Annotated in this window: 16 protein-coding genes; 2 read left to right on the top strand and 14 right to left on the bottom strand. The window is 69.3% G+C overall.

The annotated features are described in order from the left end of the window. Window positions 1–85 precede the first annotated feature (85 nt). A complete protein-coding gene (locus BLS34_RS15825; protein WP_028794247.1) occupies window positions 86–1150 on the top strand; it encodes a threonine aldolase family protein in 1065 nt (354 codons plus the stop codon). 153 nt (window positions 1151–1303) lie between these two features. Here BLS34_RS15825 and hpnE read toward each other — a convergent pair whose 3' ends face one another. From hpnE to BLS34_RS15780, 9 genes are all read right to left on the bottom strand, one after another. After that, window positions 1304–2560, bottom strand: a complete 1257-nt coding sequence (hpnE, locus tag BLS34_RS15820; RefSeq protein ID WP_093151836.1) for a hydroxysqualene dehydroxylase HpnE — start codon at window positions 2558–2560, stop codon at window positions 1304–1306. Further along, a complete protein-coding gene (hpnD, locus tag BLS34_RS15815) occupies window positions 2557–3414 on the bottom strand; it encodes a presqualene diphosphate synthase HpnD (protein ID WP_028794249.1) in 858 nt (285 codons plus the stop codon). Before hpnD ends, hpnE begins: the two co-directional genes overlap by 4 nt. Then, window positions 3411–4292, bottom strand: a complete 882-nt coding sequence (locus BLS34_RS15810) for a squalene/phytoene synthase family protein (RefSeq protein WP_093151700.1) — start codon at window positions 4290–4292, stop codon at window positions 3411–3413. The genes hpnD and BLS34_RS15810 overlap by 4 nt, the downstream gene beginning before the upstream one ends. Next, the gene (locus BLS34_RS15805) at window positions 4289–5284 is read right to left on the bottom strand and encodes a catalase family protein (protein WP_093151697.1); all 996 of its coding nucleotides are present in this window, start codon (window positions 5282–5284) and stop codon (window positions 4289–4291) included. The genes BLS34_RS15810 and BLS34_RS15805 overlap by 4 nt, the downstream gene beginning before the upstream one ends. Beyond that, a complete protein-coding gene (locus BLS34_RS15800) occupies window positions 5281–6333 on the bottom strand; it encodes a sulfotransferase (RefSeq protein ID WP_281241211.1) in 1053 nt (350 codons plus the stop codon). Before BLS34_RS15800 ends, BLS34_RS15805 begins: the two co-directional genes overlap by 4 nt. Continuing rightward, window positions 6330–7427: an oxygenase MpaB family protein gene (locus BLS34_RS15795; protein WP_245701989.1), complete on the bottom strand. Its 1098-nt coding sequence runs from the start codon at window positions 7425–7427 to the stop codon at window positions 6330–6332. Before BLS34_RS15795 ends, BLS34_RS15800 begins: the two co-directional genes overlap by 4 nt. Before the next feature lie 162 nt (window positions 7428–7589). Then, window positions 7590–7976, bottom strand: a complete 387-nt coding sequence (locus tag BLS34_RS15790; RefSeq protein WP_028794253.1) for a hypothetical protein — start codon at window positions 7974–7976, stop codon at window positions 7590–7592. 12 nt (window positions 7977–7988) lie between these two features. Then, complete coding sequence (cysQ, locus tag BLS34_RS15785) at window positions 7989–8777, bottom strand: 3'(2'),5'-bisphosphate nucleotidase CysQ (RefSeq protein WP_093151695.1); 789 nt, start codon at window positions 8775–8777, stop codon at window positions 7989–7991. A 5-nt stretch (window positions 8778–8782) separates the two neighbouring features. Beyond that, on the bottom strand, window positions 8783–11113 hold the full coding sequence (locus BLS34_RS15780) for a xanthine dehydrogenase family protein molybdopterin-binding subunit (RefSeq protein ID WP_093151693.1): 2331 nt from the start codon (window positions 11111–11113) through the stop codon (window positions 8783–8785). A gap of 99 nt (window positions 11114–11212) precedes the next feature. On the opposite strand from BLS34_RS15780, the gene BLS34_RS15775 reads away from it, so the two are divergent. After that, window positions 11213–11932 carry an SOS response-associated peptidase gene (locus BLS34_RS15775; RefSeq protein ID WP_093151691.1) on the top strand — a complete coding sequence of 240 codons (720 nt, stop codon included), beginning with the start codon at window positions 11213–11215 and terminating at the stop codon, window positions 11930–11932. Between the two features lie 184 nt (window positions 11933–12116). Here the strand turns inward: BLS34_RS15775 and BLS34_RS15770 are convergent, their stop codons facing one another. From BLS34_RS15770 to BLS34_RS15750, 5 genes are all read right to left on the bottom strand, one after another. Continuing rightward, complete coding sequence (locus BLS34_RS15770) at window positions 12117–13373, bottom strand: M24 family metallopeptidase (protein WP_093151688.1); 1257 nt, start codon at window positions 13371–13373, stop codon at window positions 12117–12119. Window positions 13374–13433: 60 nt separating this feature from the next. Continuing rightward, window positions 13434–14516, bottom strand: a complete 1083-nt coding sequence (locus BLS34_RS15765) for a hypothetical protein (RefSeq protein WP_093151686.1) — start codon at window positions 14514–14516, stop codon at window positions 13434–13436. 12 nt (window positions 14517–14528) lie between these two features. Further along, window positions 14529–17012: a sensor domain-containing protein gene (locus BLS34_RS15760; protein ID WP_051244573.1), complete on the bottom strand. Its 2484-nt coding sequence runs from the start codon at window positions 17010–17012 to the stop codon at window positions 14529–14531. Between the two features lie 193 nt (window positions 17013–17205). Further along, window positions 17206–17841 (bottom strand): DNA-3-methyladenine glycosylase family protein, encoded by a 636-nt coding sequence (locus BLS34_RS15755; RefSeq protein ID WP_093151683.1) that lies wholly within the window; start codon window positions 17839–17841, stop codon window positions 17206–17208. Beyond that, window positions 17838–18683, bottom strand: a complete 846-nt coding sequence (locus BLS34_RS15750) for a polysaccharide deacetylase family protein (protein ID WP_093151830.1) — start codon at window positions 18681–18683, stop codon at window positions 17838–17840. The genes BLS34_RS15755 and BLS34_RS15750 overlap by 4 nt, the downstream gene beginning before the upstream one ends. Window positions 18684–18687 lie beyond the last annotated feature (4 nt).

The following is an 18687-nucleotide window of genomic DNA, read 5'->3' as shown; positions in this document are numbered from 1 at the left end:
GCTTTCTCCTCACTCTGTCACCGCTTTAAAGTGTGGACGCACCCGGCGTTTCGCAACGTCCAGCCGCCAACATCCGGAGCTTCCCATGGTCTCGTCCAATCCGACCGCCCAGCCGCGCGTCAACCTGCACAGCGATACCGCCACGCGTCCGACCGAAGGCATGCGCAAGGCGATCTACGACGCCGAGGTCGGCGACGAGCAGGCGGGTGAGGACCCCACTGCCATCCGCCTGCAGGAGAAGGTCGCCGAACTGCTCGGCAAGGAGGCGGCCGTTTTCCTGCCCAGCGGCACCATGTGCAACGAGATCTCCTACCGGGTGTGGTGCGACCACGGCGACGAGATCATTCTGGAGGAGAACAGCCACGCCTTGCATTACGAGGTCGGCGGCCCGGGCGCGTTGGCCGGTGTGATGACCCGCACGATCAAGGGCACCAAGGGCTGGTTCACCGCCGATCAGGTGGAAGCGCTGATCCGTCCGAAGTCCCGCCACATGCCGCGCCAGAAGCTGGTGTCGGTGGAGAACACCGCCAACATGGCCGGCGGCACGATCTGGCCGCTCGACACCCTGAAGGACGTGGCCGGTGCCGCGCGCAAGCATGGCATGCGCGTCCATATGGACGGTGCGCGCCTGCCCAACGCGGTGGTCGCCTCCGGCATCTCCTTCGCCGAGTTCGCCGGTCCCTGCGACAGCGCCTGGATCGACCTGTCCAAGGGGCTGGGCTGCCCGATCGGCGGCGTGCTGGCCGGCAGTAAGGACTTCATCGAGGAATGCTGGCGCTTCAAGCACCAGTTCGGGGGCGCGCTGCGCCAGTCCGGCATCGTCGCGGCGGCGGGCCTCTACGCGCTCGACCACCACGTGGAGCGGCTGGCCGACGACCATGCCCATGCCAGGCGTCTGGCGGAGGGCATCGTGGATGTCGACGGGATCGTCGTCGATCCGGCCTCGGTGGAGACCAACATGGTGTTCTTCGACATCGCCGGAACCGGGATCACCGCGCCGGAATTCTCCCGCCGGCTGATGGTCGAGCACGAGGTGAAGATCAGTGCCGTGCAGCCGACCGTGCTGCGGGCGGTGACCTATCTCGGCATCGAGGACCCGGATATCGAGTTCGCCGTCGCCGCGATCCGGCAGGTGGCGATGGAAGCCTAAGGGTAGGGGCCGGTCCTTCATGCACGGCTCGGCCCTGTGCCGGGCCAAGCGCGTCGCCGTGGTGGATCGCGTCCCCGTTTGGGTGCGGCGTCAGCGCGGGCCCCGGAACGGGTCCGGGGAGTGCAGAGAACGATTATCTGCCTGTCCCAACGATTATCTACCTGTCCCGGAAATCACCAGGGACGCCGCATCCCGGCCCGAGCGGATCGCGCCCTCGATGGTCGCCGGCAGGCCGGTGTCGGTCCAGTCGCCGGCGAGCGCCAGGTTGCGCCAGGCCGTGCGGGCGGGAGGGCGCCGGGCGAGGGAGGCCGGGTCCTGCCGGAAGGTGGCGCGCCTCTCCTTGACGATGCGGGCGGGCGGCTGGGCCTGGCCCGCAAGTCCCAGTACCGGCGCGATATCCCGCCAGAGGATCGCCGCCAGATCCTCGCTCGGACGGTCGAGCAGGGCATCGGCGGCGCTGACCGTGACGCTGGCGATCTCGCCGCGCCGGAACAGCCACTGGGCCGTGCCGCCGGTCAACCCGATCAGATCCGCCCGGCCGGGCAGGTGGGCGGGGGCGTCGAGCCGGAAATGGGCGTTCACGATCGCGCTGGACCCGTCCGGGACCGCGAGGCCCGGCAGCAGACCGGCGGCGATCGGGGCGGGGACCGTCAGCACCAGGGCGTCGCCCGGCGCCAGCGCCACGGTCTCCTCAGCGAACCGCAGGGCGGTGGCGCGGTCGTTCGCGGTATCGACGCCGCGCAGCCGGCGGCCGAAGCCGATGCCCACGCCGCGCTCCGCCAGAACGGCAAGGGCCGGATCGACGAAGCTCTCGCTCAGGCCCTCGCGCGCCGTCAGCGGGACCGCCTCGCCGGTGCGCAGCACCTCGCGGATCACCCCGCGCAGCAGGCGGGCCGAGGCGACCTCCGGCTCGGCGTTGAGCACGGCGACGGTCAGCGGACGCCAGAACCGTTCCATCAGCGCGCCCGGACCCAGCGCCTGCATCACCGTGCTGCGGCGACCGGCGACCGCCAGCCGGAGCAGGCCAAGGGCGTCGGCCGCCCCGGCGCCGGGCACCTGACGCAGCGGCGCGGTGAGCCGCCGCCAGACCCCGCCTTCACCGGGCCGCACGGTCCATTGGCGGCCGTCGGCGATGTCGTGGAACGAGAAGGCGGCGTCGCCGGCGCGCAGCGAGCCGCTCGCCCCGGTCTCGGCCAGATAGGCTAGCGCACTCCGGTTGGCCGACAGCAGCAGGTGGTTGCCGTTGTCGATCCGGCAGCCGAGCCGGGTGTCGATGTAGGACCGGCATCGCCCGCCGGCATGCCCGGCGGCCTCGTGGAGCGCGACCGTCCGTCCGGCGGCGCTCAGCGACAGGGCGGCGGCCAGGCCCGCCAACCCGGCGCCGACCACATGGACCGTCCCGCCGCTCACCGGCACAGATGGCGCAGCAGCAGGAGCCGGCGCCAGGGCGAGAGCGACACGCGTCGGCGCGGCTCCCGCCAGCCGCCGGCTTCCATCCGATCGAGCAGGGCTTCGTAGCCGACCATCATCACCACGGCCGAGCGCATGGCGTGCCGGTCGCATTGGTCGATCAGCGCGCGGGCCTCGCCGTAGCGTCGGCGGGCGCGCGCCGCGAGGTCGCGGCAGACCGCGGCGACGCGCGGGTCGTCGATCACCGCGTCCGGGTCGCGGGCGGCGATGCCGTGACGCTCCAGCAGATCGCGCGGCAGATAGAGGCGGCCGTCGGCGGCGTCCTCCCCCAGGTCGCGCAGGATATTGGTCAGCTGCATCGCCTCGCCGAGGGCGATGGCGGCGTCGTCGGCCTCCGGCTGGTGCGCGCCGAAGCAGCGCATGGAGAGCAGCCCGACGGCACCGGCGACCCGGCGGCAGTACAGCTCCAGCTCGGTCATGCTCGGGGCGACGTTGCGGCCCTGGAGATCGGTCTCCATGCCGTCGATCAGCGCCTCGAACTCGGCCCGCGGTAGCCGGTAGCGCTGTACGGCCGGCAGCAGGGCGCGGGCGATCGGTTCGTGCAGCGTCCCGCCGTCATAGATCCGGGCGATCTCGCCGCGCCAGGCGTCCAGCCGTTCCTGCCGCAGGGCGAGGTCGCCCGGTTCGTCGGCGATGTCGTCGATGATCCGGCAGAAGGCGTAGACCGCGTACATGGCGCGCCGCCGGTCGGGCGGCAGGATGCGCATGCCCCAGCGGAACGATGTGCCCGAGGCGCGCACCACCGCCCTGGCCTCGGCCACGGCCGCCGGGTCTTCCAGTGCCGCCGCGCTCATGCCGGATGCCGTCGGGTGTGGCGGTTCGCTGCGCGCAGCCGCCGCCACAGGCATGTCATCGCCGCGCCGGTGCCCACGGCCAGCATCGCCGGGCGGGAGAGTTGGACCCGTCGGGCCAGGGGATCGTGGCGCTTGAGCCGCTTTGCCAGGGCCTCGGCCAGCGCCAGGATGGCGGCGGATTCCAGTGCCAGGCGGGTCGAGCGCAGCCGCAGGGGCAGGGGGGCCGCCGTCGCCAGCAGCCGGTCGACCTCGGCGAGACAGCGATCGATCACCCGGCGCAGTCCCGGAGTCGCTCCCGGTCCCGCGAGCTCCGCCTCGGCGGCTCCGTCGCACGCCAGCCAGTCCGCCGGCAGATAGATACGGTCGAGGATCCGGTAGTCGTCGCCGCAATCCTGCAGGTGGTTGAGGACCTGCAGCGCCGTGCACAGCGCGTCGGATGCTGGATAGTCGGCGGCAGCCTCGCCATGCAGGTCGAGCAGGAAGCGGCCGACGGGATTGGCGGAATCCGAGCAATAGGCAGTCAGCGCCTCCCAATCGGCGCAGCGCGGCTGCACCGCGTCGTGCCGGAACGCCGTGAGAAGCCGCCGCAGATGGCCGACACCCGCGCTGTCCAGGCATGCGCGGGCGCGGGTCGCCGGGCCGAGATCGACGGCATCCAGCGCGCCAGCGTCGAGACCGCCCGTAAGGGCCGCTTCGAACCGGTCGAGGCGCTTCAGTTTCTCGGCAGCGTCCAGCGTCGGATCGTCGGCGATGTCGTCGGCGGCCCGGGCGGCCGCGTAGAAGGCGGCGACCGACGGTCTGAGCCTGCGCGCGATGAGCAGGGAGCCGACCGGAAAATTCTCCTCATCGGCGGTGCGGGAGGTCCGTGGCGCTCTCATGACCCGCCGTCCAGGGGGGCTTTGGCCTGCGCCCCCCGGTTGGCGGCGGAGGCGGCATAGGCCGCGCGGCGCAGCGCGTTGATCGAGCCCAGCGGCTCATGGGCGGCGAGGCAGTTCCACGGGCTGAAGGTCAGGCGGTCGCCGAGAGCGACGGTCGCGGCGACGTCCTGGGGTGGGATCTCAAGGCTGCCGACCGTCACCGTCGGACTGCGCCAGGCCCGGCGCACATCCTCCATCGGGTCGCTGTCCAGCACGCGGGGCTGGAGGCGGAAGTCGAAGCGGATCGGTCCGCTGTCGAGGGCAGCCTGCAGCCTGCCGGCGAGGGATTTGCCTTTGGCCGGGCGCCGGGCCTTGGCATCTGCGTCGGGGACGAGCGTGAACTTCGTCGCGCCGTCGCCCAGCCGGTAGGGCGTGACGCTGCCATAGGCCAACTGCGCCAGATCGAAGCCGCGCAGATGCTGCAGCCCGGACTCGCAGAGAAAGAGGAGATAGCGCCAGCGTGCGCGCCAGGGCAGAAGGCTCGGGAACAGGTAGCGCGGGGCGGCGACCGCGGAGATCGTGGCGCGGCGCAGACCGTCCAAGGCGCGAAACAGCGCCATCGCCTCGTCCGCGTTCCGGGCCGGCCCGGTTTCTGCGTTCATCAGCACGAAGTCCTGCTGACCCGGCGGCGCGCCGTCGCACACCGCCCCGTCGACACCCGTCACCTTGAGCGCCAGGCCGCGGGCGTCCGGATGGTCGTCCTCTGCAAAGAAGGAATTTGAGAACCGGACCAGGGTGTCGTAGCGGCCGGGCCGGGCGAACAGGCCGTGGCGGACAGCCGGGTCGTCCGGCGGATCGATCGTCAGGACCGCGTGCAGGCAGGCATGGGTCTTCCGGTGGAACTGGCGCGGTAAGGTGCCGTCGGCTTCGGGTCGCTGGAACGTGCGTTCGCAGATCGCCAGCAATTCGTCCCGCTGGGCCGGGTCCGCCGGACAGGAGGTCGGCCGATTCATAGCGGGTAACCCAGGCGTTCGAGACCGGGCGCGCAGGCGCGGGTGAGGGCCGCCCGCGCGTCGTCGGGCAGGGTCCCGAACTTGGAGCGCGCCGGTCGCGGGATCGCCGCCGCTTCGTCGAGCCAGGCGGCATTCTCCAGCGACGGGTCGATGAAGCGGATGAGCTCTTCCAGCTTTTCCCGCGGGGCGGCCTGGACGTCCTCGAAGCGGACGTTCAGCAGCCGGTCGGGTGGGAGCTTGGCGACGCTCTCCAGCCCGACCAGGATGAGGTCGCTCCAGAACCGGCCGAAATCCTCCAGGGTCGGGAGGGCGGCGGTCTTGTCGATGTCGAGCAGCGAGAACACGATCCGTTGGATCAGCGGATCCAGCGGGCTTCCCGTGTCGGCGCGGAAGGCGCGCTGCGGGTCGATGCCGAGGCGGCGGCATCGCTTGATGGCGCCCAGCAGCACCCGGAAATTATGGTGCTGGCTCATCGACATCGCCGTGTCCCGCCCATCCCGATAGACGTGGATGACGCGGGCTTCGGGAAACATCCGCAGCAGCTTGGCGGCATGCATCAGGGTACCGCCGGAGCGCTCGACCCAGACCTTACGGTCGAGGATGGTCGCCAGATCGCCGAACAGTGCCCGGTAGTGGTCGGCCAGCGGCATGCGCGGCCGGGCCCGCACCCGGGGTTCGAGCGCGTCGAGAAGAGCCTCCGGCGTGTCGGTCAGGTGCGGCAGGGTGACCGCGATGATCGGGGGCATGTCCGCGGCCCGGTAGCGCGCGGCGGGGTCGTCGTAGGGATACAGGGCTTCGTCGACCACATGTCCCTGCTTCAGCATGGCATGCAGGCCGGGGCTCTGGGTGGTCAGCAGGCGCCACATGCGGTCGCCGTCCGGCCGGCGCAGGCTGAAGGCCTCCGGGCCGAGCGGAACGAAGAACTCCGACAGGCTGAGGACATCCGGATGCCGGTTCAGCAGGTCCGAGACCATGGTGGAGCCGCATCGGCCCGTGCTCAGGATCAGAACCGGGGGGATCGAAAATTCGGTGGGGGGGCTTCCGATCACAGGTGACCGTCCTTCTCCGCATGGGCGTGCTCGGGCAGACGATAGCTCGCACCCTGCTCGCCATACAGGGAGACGGTCAGCATGGTCTGGAACTGGCTCGCCCGCCGGCGGGCGCCCAGGGCCGGGGCGAGCCGGAACAGCACCCGCTCAGCGCCGTTCTTCATCCGGAGCAGGGACAGAGTCCCGACCGTGTTCATCGCCGGGTAGTGGAGCTGATCGGCGAGCTGGTCTCCGATCATCGCCCGCGAAATCCGGTAGATCTTGCGGGCCAGGGCGCGGCGGGCGCGGGGCTCGGTGAAGCCGGCGACGATCGGGGCCGAGTTGATCAGCCCATTGGCCAGGATGATGGATTCCAGCGTCGGCGGCGGCTCGCACAGGGCGCCGATCCGGTGCAGGCGCAAGGCGTCTTCCTCCGACGTGAACAGCAGATCGTCCGGGACGCCCATCAGATGGCCGGCATAGCGCCACACCTGCATGAAGGAGTCGCGCTCCTCGTCGGACAGGGTCACCCCCAGCATGGCGGCACGCTTGAGCAGAAGGCCGGAAAAGGCCGCGGTGGCGAAGCCCATATGCGCCGCGCTCAGCGGGGTGCCCCAAGCCTCCTCGTCCCATTCGGGCGCTGTTTTCAGAAGCTGGCGGATGCGGGCATGGACCAGGCGGACGCGCACCGACAGCTTCCATCCGTCGCCGTCCCGGTCGAGCCCGCCCGGCAGGAAGATCTCCACGAGCTGGCGGTTGTTCTGCTTCAGTCGGCGCACCCCCTGGTCGACGATGCGGCCGGTGATGTTGAACGACTGGCTGATCAGGGTGGAGAAACCCTCGATCAGCACGGCGGCGACGAAGGCGCCGATGAACATTTCGGAGTTTCGGTGGAAGGCCCGGCAACCCGGCAGGAACCGCGCGGGCTCGACCCAGGGCGGGGGAGCGTCGATGTCGGCGAAGAAGGCCCGCACCACCTCGGGCGCGTCGGGGATTGCCGACGGACCGGACTCGATCCCCTTGGTGATCCAGGGTTGGGAGACGGCGGCATCGTGGCGCACCAGTTCTGCCATCACCGCGTCTGCCTGCGGGTCGCCGATCCGGGTGGCAGCCACGTAACGGTCGGCAAGGTCCCGGTCGATCAGGGCCGCGCGGTCGTATCCATCGCGGTAGGCCGTCGGTATGGCAAGGCCGGACGGAGGGGGAACAATTCGAGTCACAGTCGCCAAACCCAGGCACGTTGGTGGAGCCCGTACGGGCGGGGAGGCGAGTGTAAACTATCTCGTCTCGATTGTGCCCGGATGGGTTTTGATCGTGCCGGGGCGCGGGTCGATCGTGCCGATCGGCGCCGGGGGCTCGGCCTTCCGGATCTCCTGACGTTTCGACTCGATCGGCTTGGAAGGTTCGGGAGGTGGGTTCGGCTGGATCCGCTCCGGCCGCGTCGGCTGACGGGTACTGCGTTCCACCGGCTCCGTCGGCGCGACCGGATTGGAGGCCGACGGCTGCTGTTGGGGCTGCTGCGCCGCCGGCTTCGGCGGGACCACCTCGCGGATCGGCTTACCCTCGGAGATCGGGTGGCGCGGTGCCCGCGTTTCGGAAGTCTGTGCTTCTGCCTGTGCTCCCGCCGTGGTCAGCGCGATCAGGGAGAATGCTGTAACGGCCATTCGCCGCATGTCTCACCCGCCCCGGGCGATGAAGTGCCCGTTGCGGAACGCCGGCTTGCCGTAGTCGAAGGGCGTTCCGTCGAATTTGGTCATCGATCCGCCGGCGGCCAGCAGGACCGCATGGCCGGCGGCCGTGTCCCACTCCATGGTCGGGCCGGTGCGGGGGTAGAGATCGGCATCGCCGCGGGCGACGAGGCAGAACTTCAGCGCGGAGCCGCGCGAGACGCTTTCCTTGACATCCATGGTCCCGATATAGGCTTCCAGTTCGGGATTGCGATGGCTGCGGCTGGCGACGATGGTCAGTCCGTCCGGCCCCGGCTTGCGCACCGAGATCGCCGTGCGGGTGCCGTCCTCCGCCTCTTCCCACGCCCCCTGGCCGAGCACGCCACCCCAGACCATTCCGTCGACCGGGGTGTGCAGGGCGCCCAGCACCGGCACGCCGTCCCAGATCAGGCCGATATTGACCGTGAAGTCGGTGCTCTTGTTGATGAACTCCTTCGTGCCGTCGAGCGGATCGACCAGCCAGAACCGGCCGCCGGACACGTCGGGGATGTCGCCGGCCTCCACGCTCTCCTCGGCCACCACCGGGATACCGGGGGTCAGCGCCTGCAGCACCGGCACGATATGGGCGTCGGCCGCCCGGTCGGCGGCGGTGACCGGGCTGCCGTCCATCTTGTCGATCACGGCGGTGTCGGAGCGGTAATACGGCAGGATGATTTTGCCCGCCTCCCGGGTGAGGACGGCAATGGCGTCGAGCAGGGCGATCCGGTCTTCCGGATCGACCGCTGTAACTGAAGGCATGAAGTCTACTCCGCTGCTGCCGCCGGCCGGGCCGCCTGGAGCGCCGCCCAGATACGGTCGGGCGTGGCCGGCATGTCGATATCGGTGACGCCGGCCGGGGCCAGGGCATCCAGGATTGCGTTGATCACCGCCGGCGGGGCGCCGATGGCCCCGGCCTCGCCGCAGCCCTTCACCCCGAGCGGGTTGGTGGCGCAGCGCGTTGGGCTCATCGAGAAGCTCACCGGCGGGACATCGACCGAGCGCGGCAGACAGTAATCCACCAGCGACCCGGTCACGAGCTGCCCATTATCGTCATAGACCGTGCGCTCGTACAGCGCCTGTCCGACGCCCTGGGCGACGCCGCCATGGACCTGGCCTTCCAGCAGGGTCGGGTTCACCACCTCGCCGAAATCGTCGACGACGGTGAACTGGATCAGCTTGACCCTGCCGGTATCCGGGTCGACCTCGACCTCGCAGACATGGGTGCCGTTCGGGTAGGTCGAGGCGGCGGGCTTGTACATCTCCTTCGCCTCCAGCCCCGGCTCGATGCCCTCGGGCAGCTTCGACGGGTCGTTGGCGGCCGTCGCCAGCTCGCCCAGGGTGATCGACTTGTCGGTGCCGACCACGGTGAACTTGCCGTCGGCCAGTTCCAGATCCGAATCGGCCGCCTCCAGCAGGTAGCTGGCCAGCATCCGCGCCTTCGCCGACACGCTCTGGATCGCCATGTGCAGGGCCGAGCCGCCGGCCGGCAGGGAGCGCGAGCCGTCGGTGCCCGAGCCGTTCTCGATGGCGGCGGTGTCGCCCTGGATGACCTTCACCATCTCGTTGTCGACGCCGAACGCCTCGGAGACGAGCTGGGTATAGGCGGTTTCGTGGCCCTGGCCGGTGGAGCGGGTGCCGATCGGCACGACGATGGTGCCGTCCGGCTCGATCCGCATGTCGGACCATTCCGGCCCGCCGCCGCCGCAGGCCTCCACATAGGTCGAGATGCCGATGCCGCGCAGCTTGCCGGCCTTGGCGCTTTCGGCCTTGCGGGCGTCGATTCCGGCCCAGTCGGCCTTGGCCAGCGCCTTGTCCAGATGGGCGGCGAAGTCGCCGCTGTCATAGGTCTCGCCCAGGGCGGTGGTGAACGGCATGGAGGATGCCGGAATGAAGTTGCGCCGCCGGATCTCGTCGCGCGGCAGTCCTGCGACCTTGGCGGCGACATCGACCAGCCGCTCCACCAGATAGGCCGCCTCCGGCCGTCCCGCGCCGCGATAGGCGTCCACCGGCAGGGTATTGGTGAAGTAGTTGCGCACCCGCACATGGATCGCCGGGGTGGTGTAGAGCCCCGCCAGCATGCCCGAGCCGGCGACCGTCGGGATCGCCGGACCGTAGAGCGAGAGATAGGCACCGAGATCGGCCTTGGTATCGACCGAGAGCGCCAGGAACCGGCCATTGTCGTCCATCGCCAGCCGGGCGTGGGAGACATGGTCGCGGCCCTGGGTATCGGAGATGAAGGCCTCGCTGCGGTCGGAGATCCATTTCACCGGCCGGCCCAGCTTCTTGGCCGCCCACAGCACCAGGGCATGTTCGCGGTAGGGGAAGATCTTCATCCCGAAGCCGCCGCCGACATCGGGGGAGACGCAGCGGATCTTGGCCGCGTCCATGTTCAGCACGTCGGCGATGACGTCGCGCACCCCGTGCGGGCCCTGGGTGGAGACGTAGAGGGTGCTCTCGCCGGTCGCGTCGTCGACAACAGCGGCGGCGCCGCGCGGCTCGATCGAGTTCACGATAATGCGGTTGTTCACCAGCTTCAGCTCGGCGACCCTGGCGGCCTTGGCGAAGCCCTTCTCGACCGCTTCGGCGTCGCCGGTCTCCCAGTCCAGGCACAGATTGCCCGGGGCGGCCTCCCAGAGGGTGGTGCCGTTGTCGACCGCGGCCAGGCCGGGTACGGCCGGCAGTTCGGCATAGTCGACCTCGATCAGCTCGGCGGCGTCGCGGGCCTGGTCCATGGTGTCGGCCACGATCAGCGCCACCGCGTCGCCCACATGGCGTACCCGGTCGCCGACCAGCAGCGGATAGTCCGGACCGACCGCCTTCTTGCCGCCGATGCCCTTCAGCAGGGCACCGCAGGGCATCGGCTTCAGCCCGTCGGCGGCGACGTCGGCGCCGGTCAGCACCAGCTTCACACCGGGCGCGGATTTCGCGGCGGAGACGTCGAGGGCGGTGATGTCGCCATGGGCGATCGGACTGCGCAGGACATAGGCGGTCAGCACGCCGTCGATCGGAACGTCGTCGGTGTACTGACCGGTTCCGGTGAGGAAACGCTGATCCTCCAGCCGCTTCATTGTCTGTCCGATGCCGAACTTCGCCATTGCCTGCCTCGCCGGTTCGCGGTTGGGTTGGAGGGATCGTAATGCCGGTACACGTCCGCGCCAAGCAACGTGACGGCGGGCAGAAGGGGCAGTCCATCGATGTGTGGCCGTTACAGCATCACCACGGCGCCGGAGGCCATGCGCCACCTGTTCGATGTGGAGACGGGGCTGAACCTGGAGCCGCGCTGGAACATGGCGCCGACCCAGGCGGCGCCGGTGATCAAGCTGATGACCGAGGGACCGGCCAGGGGGCACCGCGTTCTGGCGATGATGCGCTGGGGGCTGGTGCCGTCCTGGGCCAAGGACACCGATATCGGCGTGAAGATGATCAACGCCCGGGCGGAGACGGTGGACGAGAAGCCGGCATTCCGCGGCGCCTACCGCTACCGGCGCTGCGTGATTCCGGCCGACGGGTTTTACGAATGGCGCACCGAGGGCAAGGTCAAGCAGCCCTATCGGGTGGTGCGCCGGGACCGCGCGCCCTTCGGCTTCGCCGGATTGTGGGAACTGTGGGAGGGCACCGGCGAGGGCAGCGCGTTGGAGACCTTCACCATCGTGACGACCGACGCGACCGAGAGCATCGCCCATATCCACCACCGCATGCCGGTGATGCTTTTCGACCGGGACGCCTTTGCGACCTGGATGGGTCCGGACAAGGACGCTGCCGGCCAGCTCATGCTGCCTTGCGATCCGGGGCTGGTGGAAGCCTATCCGGTGGACCGGCGGGTGGGGAATGTGCGCAACGACGACGCCGGGCTGGTGGAGCCGATCACGCCCAAGCCCAAGCCGCCGAAGCCGATGCAGGGCTCGCTGTTCTGACAGGTAGAGTTACCTTCCCCTACTCCTCCCACCCGTCTTCCCGGGCTTGCCCCGGGATCCAGGACCAGGGCAACTGGAACAAGGGAACCCGGATTTCGAAGGCTCCAGCACACGGACGGCTGGATCCCGGGGCAAGTCCGGGAAGACGGAAGACAGAAGAGGGCACGAGGGCAAGCGGGCGTTGTTACCCCAGCAGCGCGTCCTCGAACGGGAAGTCGCTGAGCAGCTCGATCCCCGTCTCGGTCACCAGGATCTGCTGTTCCAGCTTCACGCCCTCGCCGCCGTCGTTATGGCCGATGAAGCTCTCCACGCAGAGCGTCATGCCGGGCTCGATCACCCCGTCATAGCCCGCCTCGGCGAAATCGGCCCGGTGGTAGAGATAGGGATACTCCCCCGACATGCCGCAGCCATGGGCCGAGAGATAATACCGGTGCTGGGCATACTGCTCCGGGATGTCCCAGGCGCGCTCGGAATACTCCCGGAACGTCAGGCCCGGCCGGATGATGCCCATGTTGTGCTGCACCTGTTCATAGGCCGTCCGGTACAGCGAGCGCTGATGCTCGGTGGGTCGGTCCGGCCCGGCGTGGAAGGTGCGCGAGAAGTCGCTGTAATAGCCGTGGCAGCCGACCACGTCGGTATCCAGCGCGATCAGCTCGTTCGCCGCGATCACCTTGGAGGAGGTCTCCTGGAACCACGGGTTGGTGCGCGAGCCGGAATTGAGCAGCCGGGTCTCGCAGTAATCGGCATTGGCGGCGATGACCGAGCGGTGCAGGACCGACCAGAGCTCCGCCTCGGTCTGGCCGGGACGGATGGCGGCGCGCATCTCGGCCACGCCGGCCTCCGTCGCCCGCAGGGAGGCGCGCACGCATTTCATCTCCTCAGCCGACTTGATGCAGCGCGCCATCTCCACCGGTTCCTGGGCATCGACCAGGCGGATGCCCTCGGCGGCGAGCGCGACGGCGGCACCGGCGTTCAGCCGCTCCACACCGACCACAGGATCGCGGCCGCACATCTCGCGCAGCGTCGCCGCCATCTCCCGGGCCCAGGACCGTTCCTTGTCGGCGACGGCGGGGCCTGCGGCGACGAAGCTGGCGGTAGAACTCGGGCGTACCTCGTCGACCGTCTCGTAACCCTCGCCCAGATGCATGGCGCCGGTGAACTCGTAGAGGATCGAGCGGTCGGCGGTCAGCAGCAGGTAGCGCGACGGCTGGTTGCGGCTGGTGAAGACCTGCATGTTCCGCGTGCCGGTGGCGTAGCGGATGTTGATCGCGTCGCTGAGGATCAGGGCGTCGATGCCGCGCGCCGCCATCTGCGCGCGGACCCGGCCCCGGCGGTATAGCCGGACCGCCCGCAGGTCGATGCCGTCGCTCTCCGGCGCCCGGTCGAGCAGAGCGAGATCGGGATGGGTGCCGCGGTCTGCATGCCAGTCGAGGACGGCCATCTTTGGGGTTCCCTGCTGTGGGGCTCCGTGGAGGGCTTCTTTATGAGGAGTTCCCGGCCGTCATGCCTGACAGCGGGAATAGACCTCCGAGGTGCGCTGGGTGAAGCCGACCGGGGTGGTGTCGCCGATCATCTGGATGTCGTCGTCGCCGAGCTTCTGGAAGTGCTCCACCAGGCTGTCGGAGCGGCGGATGTACCAGGTGTACTCGTCCTCCAGGGTCTCCACGACCGGCACGGCGACCGACGGGTCGCGGCCGCTGGCCTTCACCTGGAAGGCGTCGGCGCCGAACTCGATGTATTCCTGCGCGCAGTCGCCCGACGACCACCGGCCCTGCAGGTCCGGGGCGACGCCGACATGGCGCTGCGCGTCGCCGGCGGTCTGCGGCATGACCGTGTCGGCATCGGCCGGCGCGTCCTGCGGGCCGCCCGCCGCCGACTGCTTCCAGTCGCGCAGCATCTCGATGTAGCGCGGTGCCGGATCGACCTTGAAGGCGACCATCAGGGCGGCGGCCGCGCCCAGGATCAGGATCAGGGCGATGATGACGGTCCCGACCATGAAGAAGGCCCGGCCGCTGCGCCGGGGCTCGGGGCGGAAGTCGGGCGGCGGTCCGACCGGTTCCTCCGCCGCTTGACCGCCGTGGTGGAAGCCCAGCGATCGCAGATCTTCGTTGCTGGTGTCGTCATAACCGCCGCCGCGCCGGGTGGGCGGCGCGTCGCTGGCGGTCAGGCTGGAGTCCAGGTAGCCGTCGTTGCCGTCCTGCTGCTCCGATTCCTGACGGGCGGCATGGATGGCGTCGGCGAAGGATGCACTGCCCCGGGCGGCGGGCGCGTCGGCCAGGTCCGGCACCTCGCGCTCGACATCGCTCCACCCGGCACCGCCTTGCCCGTCGTCGTCGGCACTCACCGGCGGTTCCGCCAGGGAGAGATCGATCGATCCGCGGTCGACGAAGAAGATCTGGCTGAACTCCCACTCGCCGATGGTGGCGTTCCAGTCGCCACCGACGACGCGCAGCTCCGCGTTCTCCTCGCCGTCGAACTCCCGGATCATGGAGGAGACGAGGACCGAGGCGCTCTGAGCCCGCTCGACGGTTTCCCAACCGGCGGCGTCACGCTTCTGCAGAAAATACACATCGAACCGGCGCATCGCGTCGAGCCCCTACCAGCTTCTGTTCTCGCCCAGTAACCGCTCGACCCCGTCCACGTCCAGGGGCGGAGAGAACAAGTAGCCCTGGGCAAAGCCGCAGCCGATGGCCCGCAACTGGGCGAGTTGCTCGGGAGTCTCAACGCCTTCGGCGATCACGTCCAGTCTCAGGTTCTGGGCGAGCAGGCAGATCGTGCGCACGATCTCCAGGTTGTGCCGGTTCCGTCCCATGTCCTGGACGAAGGATTTATCGATCTTGAGGGTGTCGATCGGGAAGGTATGCAGGTAGCTGAGCGAGCTGTAGCCGGTGCCGAAATCGTCCACGCAGACCTGGATCTTCAACGATTTCAGGTCGTTGAGCATCTGGGCCGAGAGATGCGCGTTTTCCATCAGCGCGCTCTCGGTGATCTCCAGCTTCAGCAGGCTCGGGTCCATGCCCGTGCCTTCCAGGCTGTTGGTCACCATGCGCACCAGATCGTACTGGTGGAACTGCCGGCTCGACAGGTTGACGCTGATCTCCATCGGCTCGGCCTTCGGGAACTGATCGCGCCAGCGCACGGTCCGCTCGCAGGCCGTCCGCAGCACCCACTGCCCGATCTCGACGATCATCCCGGTCTCCTCGGCCAGCGGGATGAAATCGGAGGGCGGCACCTCGCCGCGTTTGGAATGGGTCCAGCGGGCCAGCGCCTCGAAACCCTGGATGCGGCCGTTGGCCAGGGAGATGATCGGCTGGAACCGCAGGGTCAACTCCCCGCGCTCGATCGCCCGGCGCAGGTCGGTCTCCATGTCGAGCGGCGTGACCGTGGTGCCGCGCATGTTCGGATTGAAGGCGACCGCCTGGGCCTTGCCGAGTTCCTTGGCCTTGTACATGGCGAGTTCGGCGTCGCGCAGGATGTCCTCCGGCCGCCCGTAGCCCTCGCTGGAATGAGCCGCCCCCATCGACGCGGTGGTGAAGATCTCCTTGCCGCTCAGACTGAAGGGGGAGGCCAGCGCCTTCTGCAGCATGTCGCAGACGCCGATCGACTCGCTCTTGTCGCTGACATCCTCCAGCAGCATGGCGAATTCGTCGCCGCCGAGCCGGGCGACCGTGTCGCCGAACTTCAGGTTGTGCTCCAGCCGGCGCGCGGCGGCGATGATCAGGTCGTCGCCATGGATATGGCCCAGGCTCTCGTTCACCACCTTGAAGCGGTCGAGATCGAGATAGACCACGCCGAAGCTGGCCGAGGGATTGCGGCGGAACCGGGCCAGGGCCTGGCGCACCCGCTCCAGGAACAGGGTCCGGTTGGGCAGGCCCGTCAGGTTGTCGTGCAGCGCGTCGTGGATCGACTGCTCCTCGACGCGCTTGCGGTCGGTGATGTCGGTCATCGACCCGGCGATGCGATAGGCGTGGCCGGAGACGTCGCGCACGCCAAGACCGCGCACCAGCATCCAGCGATAGGTGCCGTCGCGGTGCCGCACCCGGTGCTCGCTCTCGAAATTGCCGACCGCGCCGCTCAGATGGGCGTCGAGCTGGGCCGTCACCCGCTGCACGTCCTCGGGATGGATGCGGCTGAACCACTCCTCCGCGCCGTCGCCGATCTCCTGCTCGACATGGCCGAGCATCTGTTTCCAGCGGGTCGACAGATAGATCGAGTTGGTGGCCAGGTCCCAGTCCCAGAGCCCGTCATTCGACCCGGCGGCGGCCAGGGCATAGCGCTCCTCGCTCTGCTTCAGGGCGCGCTGTGCCTCCTGACGGTCGGAGATGTCCTCGTAGACGATGACCACGCCGCCATTGGGCATCGGCCGGATGCGGACCTCCATCAGGCGACCGTCGCGGTTCGGCCGCTCGTAGACCGTGCCCCGGGTGGTCTGGATCATTTCCAGAATCTCGGAGGCGCGGTCGGCCGCGTCACCCGCCCCGTATTCGCCCTGGTCCGCCAGGTGATGGATGATGTCCGACAGGCGCATGCCGACGCTGGCGAAGCTTGCCGGCAGGCCCAGCAGGTCGAAGAAATGCGCATTCCAGGTCAGCAGCCGCCAGTCGGCGTCGAAGGCGCAGATGCCCTGGCTGATGGTCTCCAGCGTGCCCTGGAGAAACAGGGTGAACCGGGCGGCCTCGTCGAGCTCTCGGCGCTCCTCTGTCACGTCGCGATAGTGAATCAGCCGGCCGCCGTCTTCGGTCGCGTGGTCCATGACCCGGACCCAGCGGCCGTTCGCCAGGCGTCCGTCGATCAGGCCGTGCGGCTGCTCGTGGGCCTCCATGCGGCGCGCACGCCAGGTCTCCGCGTTGGTCTTGAGGGCCGTGTCCTGCTCGGCCGTGACGTTCAGGTCCAGCAGACTGGAGAAGGCCGCTCCGGGCGTCAGGGAGTCGGCAAGATGCGGAAAGAACGCCAGCACCGGCGCGGTGAACCAGACCACCCGGTCGTCGCGGTCGAGCTGCAGGAAGCCGTCATCGATGCCGTCGAGGACGGACGTCGGAAACGCGGCCAACGCGGAACGGGGATTGTCGGCCATCGTCATGCGCGCCCACTTCTCCAGAGGCGGGCGGGCACGGGCGTCCGGCCGACATGGGGGCACAGAGCCCCGTTCGGCATTTCCGTAATCCTGTCCACGTCCCCGGCTTCCGAATGCATTTTCAGCGACTTTGTTTGAAATCCAACCCTATCAGACGCTCCGGATATCGGCCAGCAGCGTGCGGACGCGATCGGACATCTCACCGATCCGCTCCGAAAACCGCAACCCCGCGCCGCACGCGGTACAGGCGCCACAGCAGGTGGGCGGCGGCACTGCGGTGCGGTGTCCAGGCCGCCGACCGGGTGTCGGAGCCGGCGATGTCGGGACGGGCCTCCAGACCCCGCAGCATCCGGATGCCCTCGCGCAGGGCCACATCGCCGGACGGGAAGACGTCCGGATCGCCCAGGGCGAACATGCGGTAGATCTCCGCGGTCCATCGGCCGATCCCGGGCACGGCCACCAGCGCGTCATGGGCCCCCTGGGGATCGTCGCCGGTCAGCCGGTCGAGGGGCAGGCGGCCGTCCAGCACCCGCTCGGCCAGGGCGCGGCCGTAGCGCATCTTGGCCCGAGAGAATCCGATCGCGCCGAGGGCGGCATCGTCGAAGCCGGAGAAGGTCCGGGGATCGAGCCCGCCGGCCGCCGTCAAGCGTGCGAGGATTGCCGCGGCCGACGCGGTGGAGACCTGCTGGCCGACGATGATGCGGATCAGGGCGGCAAAACCGGGCTCCAGGATGCGGGGTTCGGGCGCACCGGCCTCCGCCAGGGCGGCAGCGATGTCCGCGTCGTGGGCGGCGAGGGCCGTCAGTCCCGCCTCCAGCGCCTGCTCCCGGTTCATGCGGCCGACGGCCCTAGCCGGTCGGCGGCTTCCGTCGCGACTTCGGCCATCGTTGCGAAAGCGGCGCCGCCGTCGCGCAGGTGCCGGATCAGCGCCTCCATCGCCATCATCCGATGGCCCCGGCCGGAGACAAACGGGTGGAAGGTGTAGGTGATGACGCCCCAGTCATGGGTGCGGGCCATGTAGTCGAAATCGGCGGTCCAGTTATCGAGCACCGCCCGCCAGGAGGCCAGCCCCTGGTTCAGTGCGCCGCCGGAGGTCACGCTCCATTCGAAATGGGGATAGTCGTCCAGGCTCCAGCTCACCGGGATCTCGATCAGGTCGACCGGTGTCCCGAATCCGGCCGGCTCTAGCAGCGGCACCGTGTCGCCGGCCCGCGATCGGTAGGGCAGGTGATCGTGGCCCATCAGGCTGGAATCGTAAGCGTAGCCGAGCTCCAGAAGCAGATCCAGGGTGTGCTCCGACAGGTCCCAGGAGGGGGAGCGGTAGCCGGTCGGCGTGCGGCCGGAGATCCGCTCGATCGCCGCACCGGCGCGGACCAACTCGTCGCGCTCCTCGTCCTGCGTCAGGGCGGAGGGCCGGCGGTGGGTCCAGCCGTGGCAGGCGATCTCGTGACCGTCCTCCACCAGGGCGCGGACCGCGTCGGGGAAACTCTCGATCGTGTGGCCCGGCACGAAGAACGTCGCGGCGATGCGATGGACCTTGAGCAGCCGGCGGATGCGCTCGACACCGACCAGGCCGAACTCGCCCCGCGACAGCGGCGTGGGCGTGAGCGTTCCCTTCGCGATCGGCAGGGACAGCGCGTCGAAATCGAAGCTCATGCATGCGATGTGGCGTGGCATCCGG

Origin of the sequence: Thalassobaculum litoreum DSM 18839 (assembly GCF_900102465.1) — a bacterium.
Classification (GTDB): Bacteria; Pseudomonadota; Alphaproteobacteria; order Thalassobaculales; family Thalassobaculaceae; genus Thalassobaculum; species Thalassobaculum litoreum.
Note: the sequence above shows the minus strand (reverse complement) of the source record. Positions and strands in the feature narration are given on the sequence as shown.